Annotated in this window: 19 protein-coding genes and 1 other RNA gene; 13 read left to right on the top strand and 7 right to left on the bottom strand. The window is 54.0% G+C overall.

What is annotated here, in order from left to right; genetic code table 11:
• Window positions 1–358, bottom strand: a transfer-messenger RNA (tmRNA) gene (ssrA, locus tag ACEQ15_RS16590).
• Window positions 359–401: 43 nt separating this feature from the next.
• Window positions 402–878, bottom strand: a complete 477-nt coding sequence (gene smpB / locus ACEQ15_RS16585) for an SsrA-binding protein SmpB (protein ID WP_370280354.1) — start codon at window positions 876–878, stop codon at window positions 402–404.
• Window positions 879–1,068: 190 nt separating this feature from the next.
• Here smpB and ACEQ15_RS16580 point away from each other — a divergent pair, with 190 nt between their 5' ends.
• From ACEQ15_RS16580 to ACEQ15_RS16570, 3 genes are all read left to right on the top strand, one after another.
• Window positions 1,069–2,436: a sodium-dependent transporter gene (locus ACEQ15_RS16580; protein WP_370280353.1), complete on the top strand. Its 1,368-nt coding sequence runs from the start codon at window positions 1,069–1,071 to the stop codon at window positions 2,434–2,436.
• A gap of 136 nt (window positions 2,437–2,572) precedes the next feature.
• The gene (locus ACEQ15_RS16575; RefSeq protein ID WP_370280352.1) at window positions 2,573–3,001 is read left to right on the top strand and encodes a type II toxin-antitoxin system RatA family toxin; all 429 of its coding nucleotides are present in this window, start codon (window positions 2,573–2,575) and stop codon (window positions 2,999–3,001) included.
• A gap of 16 nt (window positions 3,002–3,017) precedes the next feature.
• The gene (locus ACEQ15_RS16570) at window positions 3,018–3,338 is read left to right on the top strand and encodes an RnfH family protein (RefSeq protein WP_370280351.1); all 321 of its coding nucleotides are present in this window, start codon (window positions 3,018–3,020) and stop codon (window positions 3,336–3,338) included.
• Here the strand turns inward: ACEQ15_RS16570 and ACEQ15_RS16565 are convergent, their stop codons facing one another.
• Window positions 3,339–3,668, bottom strand: a complete 330-nt coding sequence (locus ACEQ15_RS16565) for an outer membrane protein assembly factor BamE (RefSeq protein WP_370280350.1) — start codon at window positions 3,666–3,668, stop codon at window positions 3,339–3,341. It abuts the gene before it with no gap.
• A gap of 87 nt (window positions 3,669–3,755) precedes the next feature.
• Here ACEQ15_RS16565 and fur point away from each other — a divergent pair, with 87 nt between their 5' ends.
• Window positions 3,756–4,178 carry a ferric iron uptake transcriptional regulator gene (gene fur, locus ACEQ15_RS16560; protein ID WP_370280349.1) on the top strand — a complete coding sequence of 141 codons (423 nt, stop codon included), beginning with the start codon at window positions 3,756–3,758 and terminating at the stop codon, window positions 4,176–4,178.
• An 80-nt stretch (window positions 4,179–4,258) separates the two neighbouring features.
• On the opposite strand, the gene recN is transcribed toward fur, so the two are convergent.
• Window positions 4,259–5,932 carry a DNA repair protein RecN gene (recN, locus tag ACEQ15_RS16555; RefSeq protein WP_370280348.1) on the bottom strand — a complete coding sequence of 558 codons (1,674 nt, stop codon included), beginning with the start codon at window positions 5,930–5,932 and terminating at the stop codon, window positions 4,259–4,261.
• 213 nt (window positions 5,933–6,145) lie between these two features.
• Here recN and grpE point away from each other — a divergent pair, with 213 nt between their 5' ends.
• From grpE to ACEQ15_RS16510, 9 genes are all read left to right on the top strand, one after another.
• A complete protein-coding gene (grpE, locus tag ACEQ15_RS16550) occupies window positions 6,146–6,760 on the top strand; it encodes a nucleotide exchange factor GrpE (RefSeq protein WP_370280347.1) in 615 nt (204 codons plus the stop codon).
• A gap of 129 nt (window positions 6,761–6,889) precedes the next feature.
• Window positions 6,890–8,815, top strand: coding sequence for a molecular chaperone DnaK (dnaK, locus tag ACEQ15_RS16545; RefSeq protein ID WP_370280346.1), 1,926 nt, complete (start codon window positions 6,890–6,892; stop codon window positions 8,813–8,815).
• Window positions 8,816–8,974: 159 nt separating this feature from the next.
• Window positions 8,975–10,108: a molecular chaperone DnaJ gene (gene dnaJ / locus ACEQ15_RS16540; protein WP_370280345.1), complete on the top strand. Its 1,134-nt coding sequence runs from the start codon at window positions 8,975–8,977 to the stop codon at window positions 10,106–10,108.
• Between the two features lie 55 nt (window positions 10,109–10,163).
• Entirely contained in the window at window positions 10,164–10,961 is a 798-nt protein-coding gene (cysE, locus tag ACEQ15_RS16535; RefSeq protein WP_370280344.1) for a serine O-acetyltransferase, read from the top strand.
• Between the two features lie 40 nt (window positions 10,962–11,001).
• Window positions 11,002–11,805: a 4-hydroxy-tetrahydrodipicolinate reductase gene (gene dapB / locus ACEQ15_RS16530; protein WP_370280343.1), complete on the top strand. Its 804-nt coding sequence runs from the start codon at window positions 11,002–11,004 to the stop codon at window positions 11,803–11,805.
• A 223-nt stretch (window positions 11,806–12,028) separates the two neighbouring features.
• Complete coding sequence (locus ACEQ15_RS16525) at window positions 12,029–14,617, top strand: putative bifunctional diguanylate cyclase/phosphodiesterase (RefSeq protein WP_370280342.1); 2,589 nt, start codon at window positions 12,029–12,031, stop codon at window positions 14,615–14,617.
• A 172-nt stretch (window positions 14,618–14,789) separates the two neighbouring features.
• Window positions 14,790–15,206 (top strand): rubrerythrin family protein, encoded by a 417-nt coding sequence (locus tag ACEQ15_RS16520; RefSeq protein ID WP_370280341.1) that lies wholly within the window; start codon window positions 14,790–14,792, stop codon window positions 15,204–15,206.
• A gap of 68 nt (window positions 15,207–15,274) precedes the next feature.
• Entirely contained in the window at window positions 15,275–16,618 is a 1,344-nt protein-coding gene (locus ACEQ15_RS16515; protein WP_370280340.1) for a heterodisulfide reductase-related iron-sulfur binding cluster, read from the top strand.
• Window positions 16,619–16,630: 12 nt separating this feature from the next.
• Entirely contained in the window at window positions 16,631–17,221 is a 591-nt protein-coding gene (locus tag ACEQ15_RS16510; protein WP_370280339.1) for a DUF3501 family protein, read from the top strand.
• Between the two features lie 58 nt (window positions 17,222–17,279).
• On the opposite strand, the gene folX is transcribed toward ACEQ15_RS16510, so the two are convergent.
• The 3 genes from folX to ACEQ15_RS16495 all read right to left on the bottom strand — a co-directional run.
• Window positions 17,280–17,642, bottom strand: a complete 363-nt coding sequence (gene folX, locus ACEQ15_RS16505) for a dihydroneopterin triphosphate 2'-epimerase (RefSeq protein ID WP_370280338.1) — start codon at window positions 17,640–17,642, stop codon at window positions 17,280–17,282.
• Between the two features lie 62 nt (window positions 17,643–17,704).
• Window positions 17,705–18,601: a D-hexose-6-phosphate mutarotase gene (locus tag ACEQ15_RS16500; protein WP_370280337.1), complete on the bottom strand. Its 897-nt coding sequence runs from the start codon at window positions 18,599–18,601 to the stop codon at window positions 17,705–17,707.
• 68 nt (window positions 18,602–18,669) lie between these two features.
• The coding region (locus tag ACEQ15_RS16495) for a slipin family protein (RefSeq protein ID WP_370280336.1) at window positions 18,670–19,255 on the bottom strand (586 nt) is incomplete at its 5' end.

Here is a 19,255-nt window from a genome sequence, read left to right as displayed (position 1 = left end):
TGGTGGAGCTGGCGGGTTTCGAACCCGCGTCCGCGAATCCTCTGCCTCTAAATCTACATGTTTAGGCTTCTCTATTGAGTTAACCCGTCGCGACCCGAGAGCCAGGGTGCTATGGGCGAGCCTCTTTAAGTTTTAACCGTTCAGCCTGAGACAAGGCTTCCGGGCGATTCTGTCTCGGATGACACCACAAACCTCCTAGTTACAGACACCTAAGAGTGTGGCGTAGCAGACTTATGCTGCTAGTGCGTAGTTATCGTCGTTAGCAACTATAACTGTGTAGTAATGGATTTACGTGATTCACTACACTCACGACATGCATTAAAGGGTTCGTAATCCCCGTCGAAGCCAAGTCAGCCCCAAATGTGCGGCCATTATAGCCTATGACAACAGAATTGTAAGAATTACTTCGCGGCCATGAGGCGCTGTTTCTGACGGTTCCAGTCCTTTTCTTTCTCGTCAGCGCGCTTGTCGTGTTGTTTCTTACCTTTCACCAGAGCGATCTCGCATTTGACGCGATCATTTTTCCAGTAAAGGGAAAGCGCCACGCAGGTGTAACCCTTGGCTTGCACTGCGCCAATCAGGTTTGAAATCTCGCGTTTGTGAAGCAGCAGCTTACGGTCACGGGTCGGATCTGCTACCACATGGGTGCAGGCCGTTTTGAGAGGCGTAAAGTGTGCGCCAACCAGCCACGCCTCACCATTCTTAAAAATGATGTAGGAGTCGACCAACTGGGCGCGTCCTTCGCGCAGACTTTTAACCTCCCATCCAGCCAGAGATAGGCCTGCCTCGAATTTGTCACTGATCGTGTACTCGTGGCGGGCTTTTTTGTTCTGACAGATGGTGTTGCCACTGCTTTTTGCTTTCTTCTTCTTTGCCATAGCGCGCGATTATATAGAGCTGCAGGATGCAAGGAAAGCAGGAGGAAACTATGTTTCTTGTACGGAATTGTTGATTTATGCCTAAATGATCGAATTTTTACCGACTTTTCGTTGCAAGATCGATCAGGATATGAACAATACCGCGAGTTTGTACACTATACGAAAGTCGCGACACTAATTAGAGATTGCAATGCAAGAAAAACAATCAATTCACGGTTCCTGGGCGAACCGATGGATCTTTATCCTGGCAGCGACCGGATCCGCTGTCGGCTTGGGTAACATCTGGAAGTTTCCATATATCACCGGTGAGAACGGCGGCGGTGCCTTCGTTCTTGTTTATCTGGTCTGCATCCTGCTGGTAGGCGTGCCTATCATGATGGGCGAGGTATTGATTGGGCGTCGTGCGCGACAGAGTCCGATTAATGCGATGCGGGAGGTGGCAAAAGAGTCCGGTCACAGCGGCAAGTGGTCGCTGGTGGGGCTGATGGGTGTTCTATCGGGCTTCATGATCTTCTCTTTCTACTCCGTCGTTGCGGGATGGGTGCTGTACTACATCGCGGGTATGGGCAAAGGTGACTTTGTTGGTATCGGTGGTGAGCAGGCTGGCGCGATCTTCAACGGCCTGCTGGGCGACTGGGAAAGCCTGCTGATCTGGCACACCGTATTCGTTGTGATGGTAATGACCGTTGTAGCGGGTGGTGTAAATAAAGGTCTGGAGCGTGCAACCCGTATCATGATGCCGGCGCTGTTTGTGCTGCTGTTGGTGCTGCTGGGTTACTCCATGAATACCGGCCACTTCTCTGATGGCTGGAACTTCCTGTTTGAGTTTGACGTAAGCAAGCTGAGCTGGAATGCGGTACTGGTAGCTTTGGGTCACTCCTTCTTTACCCTGTCTCTGGGTATGGGTGCGATCATGGCATACGGTTCCTACATGCCGAAGAAGGCATCTATCGGCGGCACGGTACTGACCATCGCTGCGATGGATACGCTGGTGGCACTGATTGCGGGTCTGGCGATCTTCCCGATTGTATTCGCAAACGGCATGGATCCAGGTGCGGGTCCTGGCCTGATGTTTGTGACCCTGCCGGTAGCATTCGGTCAGATGGCGGGCGGTCAGCTGTTTGGCTTCCTGTTCTTCCTGCTGATCGGTGTGGCGGCGTGGACCTCTGCGATCTCCCTGATGGAGCCTGCTGCGGCGTACATGGTGGAAAACTTCGGTATGAGCCGTGTGACCTCCTGTGTGATCCTGGCCCTGACTGTATGGGGTCTGGGTATCCTGGCACTGGGTTCATTCAACTTCATGTCTGATTTCACTCTGTTCGGCATGAATACCTTCGACTTCCTGGACTTCGCGACGGCCAATATCATGCTGCCGCTGGGTGGTATCTTTATCTCCCTGTTTGCCGGTTGGTTTGTGAAGAAGAAGGTCAGCCTGGACGAGCTGGCAATGGAAGAGAATGGCCTGTTCTACCTGTGGTACATCTCTATCCGTTTCATCGCACCTCTGGCGGTGTCCATTATCTTCGTAGTTAACCTGTATCAGAAAATCGCAGGCTAAACTGTGCTTCAGACGGCTGTCCTCGGGCGGCCGTCTTTATTCTCTTCACGATCCTCTTTTTCTTCTCCCCGCCACGTCCGTGAAAATGCGGTGGAATCACGTATAATCACCGCGAACTGTTTTCAGAGGCCGTACAATGACGCAGGTTGATCGTAGCGCTTTGGTTCTGCACACCGCAGAGCAGATGTTTGATCTGGTAAATGATGTGGATAGTTATCCTCAGTTTCTGCCGTGGTGCAGCTCGGTTAAAGTCATTAGTCGGTCTGAAGATGAACTTGTTGCTACCCTGAATGTGTCCAAGGGGGGATTGAAATACAGTTTCACCACGCGCAATCGCCTGACCCGTCCAACGGAGATGACGATGGAGCTGGTGGATGGTCCTTTCTCGGCGTTGTCTGGAGTTTGGACATTCAAGCCGTTGAGTGACGAGGCGTCCAAGGTGGAGTTGAGCCTGGGTTTTGAGTTCTCCGGTAAGTTGAGTTCTCTGGCAATGGGCAAGGTGTTCAACCAGGTTGCGACCACCATGGTTGAAGCGTTCGTAAAACGCGCTGACGAAATCTATTAACTGACAGGTATTCCCGATGATCCGAGTAGAAGTGGCGTATGCATTGCCTCATGATCAGAAAATCATTGCGCTGCAGGTGGAGGAAGATTGTTCTGTGTACGATGCGGTGATCCGATCCGGTATCGTTGAGGCGTATCCGGAAATCGACCCGGACAGTATTCCAATGGGAATTTTTGGTAAGGCGATCCGTGATCCGAAGGAAACGATCCTGCAGGAAGGTCAGCGTGTAGAACTGTACCGTCCATTGATTGCGGATCCGAAGGAAGCACGCGCAAAACGTGCAGCCAAGATGAAAGCTAAGAAAGACGCTGAAGAGGCTGCACGTAAAGGGAAGTGATTAGTTGGCGGCGCCAGGGCGGTAGTCGCCGCGTACAGCAACCAGTTTGTCGTTTTCGAACAGAACGGTCAGAGTCTGGCGGTCGTAGTCGCCTTTGCCTTCCTGCAGGGTGTAAACGTAATCCCAGCGGTTGGCGTGGAAGGTATCAGTCAGCAGTGGTGTACCCAATACGTAGCGAACCTGGCTGCGGGTCATTCCCGGGCGCAGCTGGTCAACCATCTCCTGGGTCACGACATTACCCTGTTGAACATCAATCTTGTACACACCCGGAAATCCGGAACAGCCTGCCAACAACGTTATAAGGGCAATGCTAACAAGAACTTTTTGCATTTCTTTCTGGCTTCCACTTTCACAGTTAAATGCGGATAATGGGAGGCAGTGTATCATTCCGAGTCAGGAACAGCATAGAGAATTATTATGGCAATCGAAAATCAGGAACTGCGCAAGGCTGGACTTAAAGTAACGCTGCCACGCGTTAAAATTTACCAGATCCTCGAACAGGCAGAGGCTGGTGAACACTTCAGTGCAGAGGATATCTACAAGCTGTTGATGTCTGCCGGTGAGGATGTCGGCCTGGCAACCGTATACCGCGTTCTGACTCAGTTTGAGGCAGCGGGTTTGGTGTCCCGTCACCACTTCGAAGGCGGTCACTCCGTATTTGAACTGGCGCGCGACGACCATCACGATCACATGGTATGTGTGAAGTCCGGTGTTGTCCGTGAATTCAACGATCCACGCCTGGATGCGCTGCTGGACGAAATTGCAGAGAAGAACGGTTTCACCATTACCGACCGTACCCTCTATCTCTACGGTGTATCCAAGGACGCTGAAGAGAAGTAATCGATCTCCCTCGGGAAATCAGTAGCCAATAAAAAAGCCAGCTTTAAGCTGGCTTTTTTATTGCGGGGAAAATTGCGTGATCAGTGGGTGATCGCGCCGTTGAGCATTTCGCGGGCGTGTTCGATCGAGCGCTCGGTGATCTCGATACCACCCAGCATCCGTGCCACTTCCTGCACGCGTTCGTCGGTGCGCAGGCGGTTGATGCGGGTAAAGGTCTGCTGCTTGCGGGCCTTCTTGCTGACAAACAGGTGTTGATGGCCCTGGGATGCCACCTGGGGTTGGTGGGTCACACAGAGGATCTGGGTGCGCTCACCCAACTGACGCATCAGGCGTCCAACCACCTCTGCCACCGCGCCGCCGATACCCACATCCACTTCGTCGAAGATCAGGGTTGGTGTGCTGGAGGTCTGGGCAGTGATCACCTGGATCGCCAGGCTGATACGGGACAGTTCACCACCGGAGGCGATCTTCGCCAATGGGCGCGCCTGCTGGCCTTTGTTGGTGCTGATCAGGAACTCCACCTCTTCCAGTCCCATGGCGTTAAGCTGATCGGCCTCGTAAGGCGAGAGCTGCACGGTGAAGTTGGCTGCCAGCATACCCAGGTTATGCAGTTGCTCGTCCACTGCCTTGCTAAGCTTACGTGCAGCTTTGGCGCGCATGGCGCTGAGTTTCTCGGCTTCCTTACGGAACTGGGTCCGTTTCTGTTCGACATCCTGCTGCAGTTGCTCCAGTGCTTCGTCGCTGTGTTGCAGACTGTGTAGTTCGTCGGCCAGTTCCTGATGCAGACGCGCCAGCTCTTCAGGTTGTACTTTGTGTTTGCGCGCAACGTCGTAGAGCGTGGACAGGCGTTCTTCAACTTCCATCTGGCGTTCCGGATTCAGCTCAACACCGTCCAGATAGTGGCGCAATTCGCTGCCAGCCTCCTCGATCTGGATGTGTGCGCTGTTCAGCATCTCGCTCACCTGAGCAATGCCCTGCTGGTCTGACATATTGCCAAGCAGTTGCATGCATTGGTTGAGCAGGGCCAGGCAGTTATCGCCTTCTCCCTCGGTGGCCAGGGCCATCAGTTGGTGGCCGCTGTGCAGAATCTCGGATGCATTAGCCAGCTGTTTCTGTTCCTGCTCAAGATCCTGCAACTCGCCTTCGGTAGGACTGAGCTGATCTAACTCTTCGATCTGATAGCTGAGCAACTGTACACGAGCTGCCTGTTCATCGCTGGCTTCGCTGAGCTGGCGCAGCTTTTTATCCAGCTTGCGCCACTCGTTGAAAGTGCGCTGGGTTTTACCTGCCTGCATGCCCGCACCGGCGTATTGGTCCAGCAACAGACGGTGGTGTTCTTTCTTCAGCAGGCGTTGATGTTCGTGCTGGCCGTGGATATCGATCAGGTGCTCGCTTAACTCCCGCACTGCACCGATTGGGCTAGGGCGGTTGTTGATGTAGCAGCGGGAACGGCCTTCGCGGGTGATGACCCGGCGCAGGATGCAGTCGCCGTCCATATCCAGCTCCTGCTGCTGCAGCCAGGCACGGGCTTCAGGGATATTGGTGATATCAAAGCTGGCAGTAATCTCTGCGCGTTCGGCACCGTTACGTACCGCGCCGCTGTCGGCGCGATCACCCAGGGTGAGGCCGAGCGCATCCAGCATGATCGATTTGCCGGCACCGGTTTCACCGCTGACCACGGTCATGCCGTTCTGAAGTTCAAGATCAAGTTCATCAACGATGGCGTAGTCACGGATATTTATCTGATTCAGCATCGCACGTTTGCCTGTAGTCGCCCAAAGGAAGCTGTGTATTTATACAGTATTTTTTACTGTATAAGCAATAATCAGCTGCAGTGCAAACTTAAATCTTATTCATGACAAAAAATTGTGGATTTTGGTGTTGAAAAGCGTTGAGCGGGCCCCATATACAGCGACAGGCAAGAATAACTCTGTGCACATCGGTGCAGTAAATGTTGGAGATTCCAGATGGCAAACGAAGAAAAAGCCCCTGAAACCGAAGCAACTGAGCAAGCTCAGCAGGCTGAACAGGCCGTTGTGGAAGAGGTAACAGCCGAAGAGCAAGCTGCGCTTGAGACTGATCCTCTGGCGGAGGAGGCAGAGCCAGAGCTGCAGACCGTGGCCGAGCTCATGAGCCAGCTGGAGGTCGCTCAGGCAGAAGTTGCTGCTATGAAAGACCAGATGCTGCGTGGTCAGGCGGAGATTCAGAACATCCGTCGCCGTGCAGAACAGGACGTTGAAAAAGCGCACAAGTTCGGTCTGGAGAAATTCGCGACCGAAATGCTGTCCGTCGTTGATAACCTGGAACGCGCGATTGAAGCAGCCGGTGACGACGATGCCGTTAAGCCAATGCGCGAAGGTGTTGAGATGACGCTGAACATGTTTGTCAGTGGTCTGGCGAAGTTCAACGTTGAACAGCTGAATCCTGAAGGCGAGCCATTCAATCCGGAACTGCACCAGGCGATGTCCATGGTGCCGGCGGAAGGCGTGGCTGCCAACACCGTTGTTGCAGTGATGCAGAAAGGCTACACCCTGAACGGTCGTCTGGTTCGTCCGGCGATGGTGATGGTAGCCAAAGGCTGATTTGAACTGAAGAAAAGTTGGTGCCGACCCTTGAAACTGAGTTTGGCGCACCAATATAGATTTCAAAGCATTTTTTAAGATTTGACCGCTGACCCGTCTTAACGGGCAGAAACTTGGAGTGACATTCGAATGGGTAAAATCATCGGTATCGACCTGGGTACTACCAACTCCTGTGTAGCTATCCTGGATGGTGAGAAGAGCAAAGTTATTGAGAACGCTGAAGGCGATCGTACCACCCCGTCTATCATCGCGTATACAGACGATGGCGAGACTCTGGTAGGCCAGCCGGCGAAACGTCAGGCGGTAACCAACCCTGACAACACCCTGTTTGCGATCAAGCGTCTGATCGGTCGTCGTTTTAAAGACGATGTTGTACAGAAAGACATCAAGATGGTGCCGTACAAGATCGTAGAAGCCGACAACGGTGATGCATGGGTACAGGTGCGTGACAACAAACTGGCTGCGCCACAGGTATCTGCTGAAGTTCTGAAGAAGATGAAGAAAACTGCAGAAGATTACCTAGGTGAAGAAGTTACCGAAGCGGTAATCACCGTACCTGCATACTTCAACGACTCCCAGCGTCAGGCAACTAAAGACGCAGGTAAGATCGCAGGCCTGGAAGTTAAGCGTATCATCAACGAGCCAACCGCTGCGGCGCTGGCATACGGCATGGACAAGTCCAAAGGCGACAAGACCATCGCGGTATACGACCTGGGTGGTGGTACGTTCGATATCTCCATCATTGAGATCGCTGATGTAGACGGCGAGCACCAGTTCGAAGTACTGGCAACCAATGGTGACACGTTCCTGGGTGGTGAAGACTTCGACCTGCGTCTGATCGAGTACTTGGCAGACGAGTTTAAGAAAGAATCCGGTATCGACCTGCACAACGACCCTCTGGCACTGCAGCGTCTGAAAGAAGCTGCTGAGAAAGCGAAGTGTGAACTGTCCTCTGCACAGCAGACCGACGTTAACCTGCCGTACATCACTGCTGATGCGACTGGTCCTAAGCACCTGAACGTTAAAGTGACCCGTGCGAAACTGGAATCCCTGGTTGAAGAGCTGGTAACCCGCTCTATCGAACCATGCCGCATCGCGCTGAAGGACTCCGACCTGTCAGCGTCTGAAATCGACGAAGTGATCCTGGTTGGTGGTCAGACCCGTATGCCAATGGTTCAGAAAGCTGTTGCTGACTTCTTCGGTAAAGAGCCACGTAAAGACGTGAACCCTGACGAAGCGGTAGCGATGGGTGCATCTATCCAGGGGGCGGTACTGGCCGGTGACGTGAAAGACGTACTGCTGCTGGACGTAACACCACTGACTCTGGGTATTGAAACCATGGGTGGCGTGGCGACTCCTCTGATCGAGAAGAACACCACTATCCCAACCAAGAAATCTCAGATCTTCTCCACTGCGGATGACAACCAGACTGCGGTTACCATCCACGTGGTACAAGGCGAGCGTAAGCAGGCTGCGCAGAACAAGTCTCTGGGTCGTTTCGACCTGGCTGACATCCCGCCAGCACCACGCGGCATGCCTCAGATCGAAGTAACCTTCGACCTGGATGCCAACGGTATCCTGAACGTTTCCGCGAAGGACAAGGCAACCGGTAAAGAACAGTCCATCGTGATCAAAGCATCCTCCGGTCTAAGCGATGATGAGATCGAACAGATGGTACGCGACGCGGAAGCGAACGCGGAAGAAGATAAGAAGTTTGAAGAACTGACTCAGGCGCGCAACCAGGGCGACGCTATGGTTCACTCTGCGAAGAAGACCATGGAAGAAGCTGGCGACAAAGCGACTAACGAAGAGAAAGCAAACATAGAAAGCGCGACCGCTGAACTGGAAGAAGTCCTGAAAGGCGATGACAAAGACGCGATCGAAGCGAAAACTGCAGCCCTGACTGAAGCGATCTCTGGCGTAGCTCAGAAGATGTACGCTGAAGCGGCTCAGCAGGCTGAAGCAGAGCAGGCAGCAGGCGGCGCTGAAGAAGCGAAGCCAGGCGATGACGCCGTTGATGCTGAGTTCGAAGAGGTTAAGGACGACAAGAAGTAATTCTACGTCTGACTTCTGATAGGACGTTGTCCGGTGTGGAGTCGCCTCCCACCGGATAACTGCTGTGCAAGGCATCGCGGGATTCGGGGCTAAAACGCTTCGGCCCGCGTTGTTGTATCCGGCAAATGTCGCCGATTAAAGAGATAGCCAGAACCGACTATGTCAAAACAAGACTACTACGAAGTGCTCGGCGTTGACCGAGACGCGTCCGACCGCGACATCAAAAAAGCTTTCCGCCGCATGGCGATGAAGTTTCACCCGGACCGTAACCCGGATGATAAGGAAGCGGAAGAGAAGTTCAAGGAAGTAAACGAAGCCTACGAAATTCTCTCCGATGCCCAGAAGAAAGCTGCGTACGACCAGTATGGTCACGCCGGTGTTGATCCCAACATGGGTGGCGGCTTTGGCGGCGGTGGTTTCGAAGGTGGTTTCGGTGACATCTTTGGTGATGTCTTTGGTGATATCTTCGGTGGCGGCGGTGGTGGCCGTCGTAGCTCCGTGCAGCGCGGCGCAGACCTGCGCTACAACATGGACCTCTCCCTGGAAGAGGCGGTACGTGGTGTAGAGCGCACTATCAAAGTTCCAACACTGGTGAACTGTGAAACCTGTCACGGCAGCGGTGCCAAACCAGGCACATCACCAAAAACCTGTGGCACCTGTGGTGGTATGGGGCAGGTACGTATGCAGCAGGGGTTCTTCTCTGTGCAGCAGACCTGTCCGACCTGTCGCGGCGAAGGCCACGTGATCTCCGATCCGTGTGGTGACTGTCGTGGTCAGGGCCGCATCGAGAAGACCAAGACCCTGTCCGTTAAGATCCCATCGGGTGTTGATACCGGTGACCGTATCCGTCTGGCAGGTGAAGGTGAAGCGGGCTCCCACGGTGGTCCTGCAGGCGACCTGTACGTTCAGGTGAACGTGACGGCGCATCCAATCTTCGAACGTGACGGCAAACACCTGTACTGCGAAGTGCCGATCAGCTTTGTAGATGCAGCCTTGGGTGGCGAGTTGGAAGTGCCAACCCTGGATGGTCGCGTTAAACTCAAAGTACCTGCTGAAACCCAGACCGGTAAACTGTTCCGCTTGCGCGGCAAAGGTGTAAAACCGGTACGTGGCGGTTCCGTCGGTGATCTGCTGGTGCGTGCGGTAGTGGAAACGCCGGTTAACCTGAGCAGCCGCCAGAAAGAACTGTTGCGTGAGTTCCACGATGAGATGGAGCAGGGCAACAGCAAGCATTCACCGAAGAAGCACGGTTTCTTTGATTCGGTGAAGAAGTTTTTTGAAGATATGACCTAAACGGTGGGCCGGTTTCCGGCCCGCACTGTTTCAAGGGCACGACACTGAGGGCTTTATGACCTCCATACCACTCGAACCCAAAGCACTTTGGGCGATGATTCAGGAAGAAGCACGGGTAGAAGCGGAAAACGAACCGTTTCTGGCCAGCTTCTTTCACGCAACCATTATCGGACATCGCAACCTTTCATCTGCACTTTCCTACCTGTTGGCAGGTAAGCTGGCCGATGAGGTAATGCCAGCAGTCACTCTGCGTGAGCTGATCGAGCAGGCGTTTGAGTCCGATCCTCAGATTATCCTTTCCGTATGTCACGACCTGAGTGCAGTACGCACCCGTGACCCGGCGATCGGCAAACTCTCTACAGTTCTGCTCTACCTGAAAGGGTTCCACGCGATCCAGGCACACCGTGTTGCCAATTGGATGTGGAAGCAGGGGCGTCACTCCATGGCGCTCTATATCCAGAGCCGTGTGAGCTCCGTATTGCAGGTGGATATCCACCCGGCGGCACAATTCGGCCGTGGGGTGATGTTTGACCACGCAACCGGCATCGTCGTGGGTGAGACCTGCGTGATCGAAAACGATGTGTCGATCCTGCAGAATGTAACCCTGGGTGGTACCGGCAAAGAATCCGGCGACCGTCACCCTAAGATCCGCGAAGGTGTATTGATTGCTGCCGGTGCGAAGATCTTCGGTAACATCGAAGTGGGTGCCGGTGCTAAGGTAGGCGGTGGCTCCGTTGTACTGGAAGATGTACCGCCACACACCACCGTGGTGGGGGTGCCCGCGAAGATTGTCGGCAGTGCCGGTTGTGAAAAACCTGCACTGGATATGGACCAGAACATTCCGAACGAATAATGTGTTGCCTGTAACAGGCAGCTAATCAGGATTAAAACGCATGATCAGAATTGCAGTGACCGGTGCCGCCGGACGTATGGGTAAAACCAACATTGAAGCGATCCAACAGGCTGAAGGTGTCGAGCTGGGTGCCGCGATCGTAGAACCTACCAGCTCCCTGATCGGTGCTGACGCCGGTGAAGTCGCTGGCGTAGGCAAACTGGGCGTTAAGATCGTAGGTGACATCGCTGATGCTGTGGATGATTTCGACGTACTGATCGACTTCACCGCGCCGCAGGCGACTCTACAGAACCTGGCGTTCTGTGCGGCCAACAACAAGAAGATTGTGATTGGCACCACTGGCCTGAGCGATGCTGAGCGCGACGAGCTGAACAGCTACGGTGATAAGCTGGCCGGTGTTTTTGCCTCCAACATGAGCGTGGGTGTAAACCTGTGCTTTAAGTTGCTGTCGATGGCTGCCAAAGCACTGGGCGATGACTACGACGTTGAGATCGTTGAAGCGCACCACCACCACAAAGTGGACTCTCCATCCGGTACCGCACTGAGCATGGGTGAAGCGGTTGCTGATGCGCTGGGTCGTGACCTGAAGGAGTGTGCGGTATATGGCCGTGAAGGTCAGGTGGGCGCACGTCCGAAGAAAGAGATCGGTTTTGCCACCATTCGTGCCGGTGATGTAGTGGGTGACCACACCGTGCTGTTTGCCACCGAAGGCGAGCGCGTGGAAATTACTCACAAGGCGAGTTCCCGTATGACCTTCGCAAAAGGTGCCGTACGTGCAGCGCGTTGGGTCAGCGACAAGGATAACGGCATCTACAACATGCAGGACGTGCTTGATCTGCACTGATCAGTTACACGTTTATCGAGAAGGCCCCAGTAGGGGCCTTTTTTGTGCCTGAAATTTCGTTTTATTCAAACGTTTGTTTGGCTTTCTGCAGCATAATTCAAACGGTGAAAAATTGATCTGAACACGGAATATTGTTTTTTAATGGAATAAATTGTTTAAAAACAGTTGCTTTGTGCTAGTTTTAAGGTCGTTTTGTATTGGGTAATGGGTGCATTAAAACAAGATGCGGTCGCGAAGCAGTACCATCAAGTCATATCTGTTTAAGTGGATTTTGCTGTTCTCCGCTTTGGGGTTCCTGGTGATCTTTGTGATCGCCAGCCAGGCGTTTACCAGCAGTATCCGCGACAATGCTAATGCGGTCGCTGAGCGCGTTGCCCGACAGACGTTTAACTCTATGTACCTGGTGATGAGTCAGGGCTGGAGTCGTGAGCAGCTGGAGCAGTTCCTCGGTCAGATGGAGCAGGACAACACCGACGCCGATCTGAAGGTCACCCTCTACCGGGCGCCGATTGTGGACAGGCTGTTTGGCCAGATAGATCAGCCAGAGATGGACGAGAGTCTTAAAGAGGCAATACGGAACGGCCAGACACGCTCCCATGAAGATGACCTGTCCAGCCGCTACCTTTACCCCTTAATTGCAAAAGACGCCTGTCTTGCCTGTCACACCAATGCCGAGGTTGGCGACACCCTTGGCCTGATTGAGGTCGAACAAAATCTGGGCAGTGCCCTCTCTCAAGCCCAAAGCAACCTGATCTATAGCCTGCTGTTTATTGCCCCCCTCCCTCTTTTATTAGGATTCTTTGCCGTCCGTTCCCTGACTCGCCGTGTCGATGAATCAATCCATCAGCTGACCGAAGGCGTATCTACGGTGGAATCGATTGCCGACCTGAAAAAGCTGGACCTGGAGCGTTCCAAAATCGATTTTCAGGAACTGGGACGTATCTACGATGAGGTTGCGACCCTGGCGACCAAACTGCGGGATGTGGCGGTGGATAAAGAGCTGCTGGAGTTTGAGATCCGGCTGCTGGAGAAGTTTGTGATCACCTCTGAAGTGGTGCGCGACTGGCGTGAATACGTCAGCGACCTGCTGATGGAGATCAACAAGGTGATCGACGCCCACACCATGTTCTCCATTTTTAAGGTGGACGATGAACTGTTTGACCTTGAGATCTTCTGGCTGCGGCCGGCCAGTCAGGACACCCAGGACAACATGGAAAAAGCGGTAATCCGCCGCCTGGAAGAGAGTGACTCCCAACTGTATGCGGCGGGCCTCAATGTGCGTCATAACGTGGCCAGTCGGGTTGGGCCTGAGATTGAACTGGATCAGGATAGTATCGAGCTGCAGTGCAAATCCCTGCTGGTTGATACGCCAAAAATTGGTGGCATTGTGGGTATCGGTGTACAGGCCGAGATCATCCGTGACCAGACCAAGCTATTGGTATTGGAAAGTGTGTTGTCCACACTGCTTAACGTGGTGGGTTCGGTCCGTGCTATCTACAAGTACACCAACGACCTGGAGTACTACGCGACCCGTGATCCACTGACCAACCTCTACAACCAGCGCATGTTCTGGGAACTGCTGGAATACGAGCTGGATCGCTGTGCCCGCCACGACTACAAGGTGGCAGTGTTGATGATCGACCTGGATAACTTCAAGTCGATCAACGATGGCTACGGTCATAGCTGGGGCGACAAACTGCTGGAGACCTTTGCAGAGTGCCTGCTCGACACCTTCCCGCAGGGGGCTGTCGTAGCTCGATATGGTGGCGACGAATTTGTGGTGATGCTGTCTGAAGCAGACCTGGAGGAAGCGGAAAACGCGGGACGTCGCTTACTGGAGCGTATCCGCTGCTTCTCGGTTACCCACACCTCCGGCGCTGAACTGAAAGTCACCGCCTCGATCGGTATCGGTATTTATCCTGACCATGCGCAGAATAAGAAAGACCTGTTCATGTTTGTGGATAACCTGATGTACCGCGCCAAGCAGGATGGTAAGGACCGCCTCTGTGTGCCGGACGAGCACGATCTGGTGAATATCTTCAAGGATATGAGCGAGAAGACGCTGCTGGTGAAACATGCGATCGAACACCGCAAACTGATCCCGGTGTTCCAGCCGATCCAGCGCACTGACAATGGCCGGGTGACCGCGGTTGAAGTACTGAGCCGTATCGAACTGCCGGACGATAGCCTGATGAAGGCGGCAGAGTTTATCGAGATCGCCGAATCGATGGATAAGATTCACGCTCTGGATTACATCGTGATGGACAAAGCGTTTGCCGCTGCCAGAGCGATCAACTATCAGGGTATGCTGTTTATCAACATGTCGCCGCGTGCGGTGGTGGTGAGCGACTTTATCCACCAGGTGAAGCGTCTGACCCAATTGCATCAGATCAATACCCAGAGCGTAGTGTTTGAAATTACCGAGCGCGATACGGTGAAAAGTATCTCGGTATTGGAGCAGTTTGTAGCCAACCTGAAGGAGGAGGGCTTCAAGTTGGCGATCGACGACTTCGGCTCCGGTTTCTCTTCCTTCCACTACCTCAAGCATCTGCCGATCGACTACGTGAAGATTGAGGGTGAGTTCATCGCCAATATGGCAAGCGACAAGCGGGATATGGCGTTCGTGAACAGCATCGCCAAGCTGTCGAAGGAACTGAACCTGGAAACCATCGCCGAGTTTGTGGAAAGCCAGGAAGTGTTGGATTTGGTGGAAGCCGCCAACATCACCTATGCACAGGGGTATTACATCGGGCGGCCAACGCCGGATCTGGCGAGTATCCTGGTGCATTCCGCCGAAACCGAAGAGGTTTAACCCCGGTGGCGGCGCCCGTTATGGATGACGATAGCCGCCACCTCCCTTCTTCTGGCCGTAGCGATAGCGGTACTCAATAGTCAGAATAAAGAATCTTTATTTAGAAACGCCCGTCACGCTTACCTATCCTTAAATTGAGCTGTCTTGATTCACTGTTTAGAGGAGAGTGACCATGTCTCTCAAAGGTAGCAGGACGGAGCAGAATCTGAAGGATGCATTTGCGGGCGAATCCCAGGCCAACCGACGTTATCTCTACTTTGCCGCTAAGGCTGACGTAGAAGGCTACAATGACGTGTCTGCGGTGTTCCGCTCTACCGCTGAAGGTGAGACCGGCCATGCTCATGGCCATCTCGATTACTTGGAAGAGGTGGGTGATCCCGCCACCGGTCTGCCAATCGGCCAGACCGCCGACAACCTCAAAGCCGCCATTGCCGGCGAAACCCACGAATACACCGATATGTATCCGGGCATGGCCAAAGTTGCCCGTGACGAGGGGTTTGATGAGATTGCCGACTGGTTCGAAACCCTGGCGAAGGCCGAGCGCAGCCACGCCAACCGATTCCAGAAAGCACTGGATGCTTTGGACTAATCCCTGATACGGGGATCGGAGCAAGGGTGCAGTAATGCGCTCCGATCTCCGGCTGCGAGACCAACGGTATGAGCAAGTCGCCTGACCGTGAGGGCAGCCTGGACGCACCTACACGTCACCCCCTGGATTGGAAAAACGAATCGTTTTATGACGCCGACGAGCTGAATAAAGAGCTGGAGCGGGTGTTTGATATCTGCCACGGCTGCCGGCGTTGTGTGAACCTGTGCGAGTCCTTTCCCACCCTGTTTGACCTGGTGGACGAGTCCGACACGATGGAGATCGACGGGGTTGATCCGGCGGACTACATGAAAGTCGCCGACCAGTGTTACCTCTGTGATATGTGTTTTATGACCAAGTGCCCGTACGTGCCGCCCCATGAGTGGAACGTCGACTTTCCCCACCTGATGTTGCGTGCCAAAGCAGTGAAATACCAGCAGCAGGGCGCCAGTTTCCGCGACAAAGTGCTGACCAGTACCGACAGTGTTGGTCGCTGGGCGACGATTCCCGTGGTGGATGTAACCATCAACACCATGAACGAGCAACGCTGGGCGCGTAACCTGCTGGAAAAAACCATGGGCGTGCATCATCAGGCCGTCTTGCCTAAGTTTCACTCCAACACCATGCGCAAACGGGTGAAAGAGCAGCTGCACGAACTGCGTGAGGTCAAGGTCAGGTCCACCGAGCAGACCCGTGGCCAGGTTGCACTCTTTACCACCTGTTACGGGAACAACAACAGCCCGGTGCTGGGCACCCATTTGGTGGATGTGTTTCATCACAACGACATTGCAGTGAAACTGGTAAACAGCGAACGCTGCTGCGGCATGCCAAAGATGGAGCTGGGCGACCTGGAAAGTGTTGAGCGCGCCAAAGAGCACAATGTACCCGTACTGGCAGCGCTTGTGGATAAAGGCTATGACCTGACCGCTTTAGTGCCATCCTGTGTGCTGATGTTCAAGCAGGAACTGCCACTGATGTTCCCGGACGATCCACAGGTCCAGAAAGTAAAAAATGCCTTCTTTGATCCCTTTGAATATCTCTGGCTGCGCCATAAAGACGGCCTGTTGCGCACCGATTTTTCCAATCCGCTTGGCGATATCAGTTATCAGGTTGCCTGTCATCTGCGGGTACAGAACATCGGCTACAAGGCGCGTGATGTGCTGAGTCTGGTGCCAGATACCAAGGTGAATGTGCTGGAGCGCTGTTCCGGTCACGACGGCACCTACGCCGTGAAAGTGGAAACCCACGATAAGGCCGTGAAGATTGGTCGTCCCGTAGCGCGTAAAGTTCAGGCCGCTGAGGGATCTACCCTGAGCAGCGACTGCCCGATGGCCGGAGGCCATATCGCCCAGCTGAGCGAACGCCCTGAATCCCAGCACCCGATCTCCCTACTGCACAAAGCATACGGACTCTGAGGAAATCTGATTATGAACAAGCTGACCCGTGCTGATCTGCTGTCGTTGGAAGCCTATGCCGAATGTCGAGACAACTTTCGTCGGGACGTAATGGCCCACAAAGCCAACCGTCAGGTGATGCTGGGGGATCATATCCGCCTGTTGTTTGAAGACCGCCTCACCATGCAGTACCAAATTCAGGAGATGCTGCGCGCCGAGCGGATTTTCGAAGCCGATGCGATTCAGGAAGAGCTGGATACTTACAATCCGCTAATCCCAGATGGCGGCAACTGGAAAGCCACCATGTTGATCGAATACGACGATGTGGAGCAACGCCGTCAGGCGCTCTCTGAATTGATCGGTGTGGAACGCAAGGTATGGGTGCGGGTGAACGGTCATGCACCGGTGTATGCGATTGCTGATGAGGATCTGGAGCGGGACAACGAAGAGAAAACCTCCAGTGTGCATTTCCTGCGTTTTGAACTTACGCCTGAGATGCAACGGTCAGTGCTGAATATCAAGACCGGTGTGAAGATGGGGGTGGATCACCCACAGTATTCGGTGGAGATGGCAGTACCGGAGGGTAGCCGTTCGGCCTTGATGCAGGATATTGAAGAGTCCTGAGGCTTGCTCGCACTAACTGGGTTGCGCGTTGTACCACACAACCCAGTGTTTCCGATATTTACCTACGCCACTCCAGCGACAACGATACCGAATCTGCAAAGCGCAGCGCGTGTGGTTTATCAATGGTCACACGCGCGTATTCAGTCCACGGGTGCTCCGAGCAGATATCCAGCACGTCAGACACCAGTTTTTCCAGTAGTTTGAAGTGACCGGCTTCGACATGGGAGATCACCTGTTTGGTGATGGTTTTGTAGTTCAGTGCGGCTTCTACATCGTCGTTAGCCATCGCTTTGTCAGCTGGGTAGTGGATCTCGATATTGATGACAACGTCCTGTTGTTTGGTCATCTCTTCCGGATTAAAACCGATAAAGGTGCGCAGGCGCAGGTTGGTAATGTTGATGACCGCATTGCTGATCGACATAAAAGCTCCACAGTGTGATCAGGAAGTTTCGTCAGAGAATACCAGATATGATTGCTCAGGTATTACTTGGGCGTTGATTCCGCAATCTGCAAACGTGCACAGCGGGACTCACCTGATCCCAGAGTCCAGCTGTTAGCGAACGCAGCACCCCTCTCTACGCAGATAAATTGCTGGTGGATCTCTTCTCCCACATCAGCCATTGCGGCAGCGTTTGCTGCGCCTGGGTTCCAGACAATCGCGGTGGGGCAGTTCTCGCCGGTGATATTCAGGTTGGGTGTGCCGAGGATCTGTTGGGTGGCTGGTACCGATTCATACACCCGATCGACCTCGCCGTAGAAACGGACATCCCCCTCTTGTCTCACCGGTTTCAGGCCCTGCAGGTTATCCAGGTAGCTCAGACCAGCCAGACCGCTGACGCGTACGTCGGTCAGATTAGCCACCGGGTGGTAGCTGTGCAGGGCCCAACTAAACTGGGCGTCACCATCGGAGTGGTTACTCACTTCCAGCTGCATGTCGATCTGGTGTGACAGGCGCAGTGTCAGTTTCGCGCTGAATGCATGCGGGAACAGCTTCAGGTCTTCTTCGCTGGCGGTATAGCTAAATACCAGCTCGGTAGTCTCTGTATCTGGTTCACGGAGAGTGGTGAGCTGCCAATCCTGGTTGCGCACGAAGCCGTGTTTGGGTTTCGAAGGATCTTTTCGGTTTACACCAAACCAGGGCAGGCAGACCGGGATGCCACCGCGGATCGCTTTGCCTTCAGCAAAGATGGCATTTGGGCTCAACCAGAGCAGCTTGGTGCCGTTCTTCAGGGTGAATTCCAGCAGGTGGGCACCCTGCAGTGCGATGACGGCATCGCAGCTTTGGTTGCTGATCTGCAGCAGCGGCAGGCCCGGTTTCTGGTAACGGTCTGCGCTGGACGTCAGCGAAACGGACTGGCTCTGGGTGATAATGTCCTGCACGGCGGTGTCCCTGATATGACGAAACGGATAGCAGGGATGGTATGCGATCTCTGGGTTAAAGTGCAGCGTTAGGTGCTGCTATTTGTGCCTTTGTTCAGGGTATCTTGCAGGCTCTTTAACAGGTCGATCGGCAGTGGGAAAACGATGGTGTTGCTGTGCTCACCGGCGATCTCGGTCAGGGTGTGAAGGTAACGCAGCTGCATCGCCTGCGGTTGCTCTGCCAGGATTCGGGCGGCTTCACGCAGTTTCTCGGAGGCTTCCAACTCACCGGTGGCGTGGATCACTTTCGCGCGTCGTTCACGCTCGGACTCTGCCTGCTTGGCGATGGCGCGAATCATCGATTCGTTCAGGTCCACGTGTTTGATCTCTACGTTACTCACTTTGATGCCCCAGTCGTCGGTTTGCTGGTCGAGGATGGTCTGGATGTCCTTGTTGAGGGCATCACGGGAGGAGAGCATCTCGTCCAGTTCATGCTGGCCGAGCACCGAGCGCAGGGTGGTTGGTGCCAGCTGGCTGGTGGCTTCGTGGAAGTTTTCCACATTGATGATCGCTTTCTGGGAATCCACTACGCGGTAATACACCACGGCGTTGACCATCACCGAAACGTTGTCGCGGGAGATCACGTCCTGAGTGGGTACGTCCATCACCACCGTA

Source organism: Pontibacterium sp. (genome assembly GCF_964228735.1).
GTDB lineage: Bacteria > Pseudomonadota > Gammaproteobacteria > Pseudomonadales > Balneatricaceae > Pontibacterium.
This window is presented reverse-complemented; position numbering and strand designations above follow the sequence as displayed.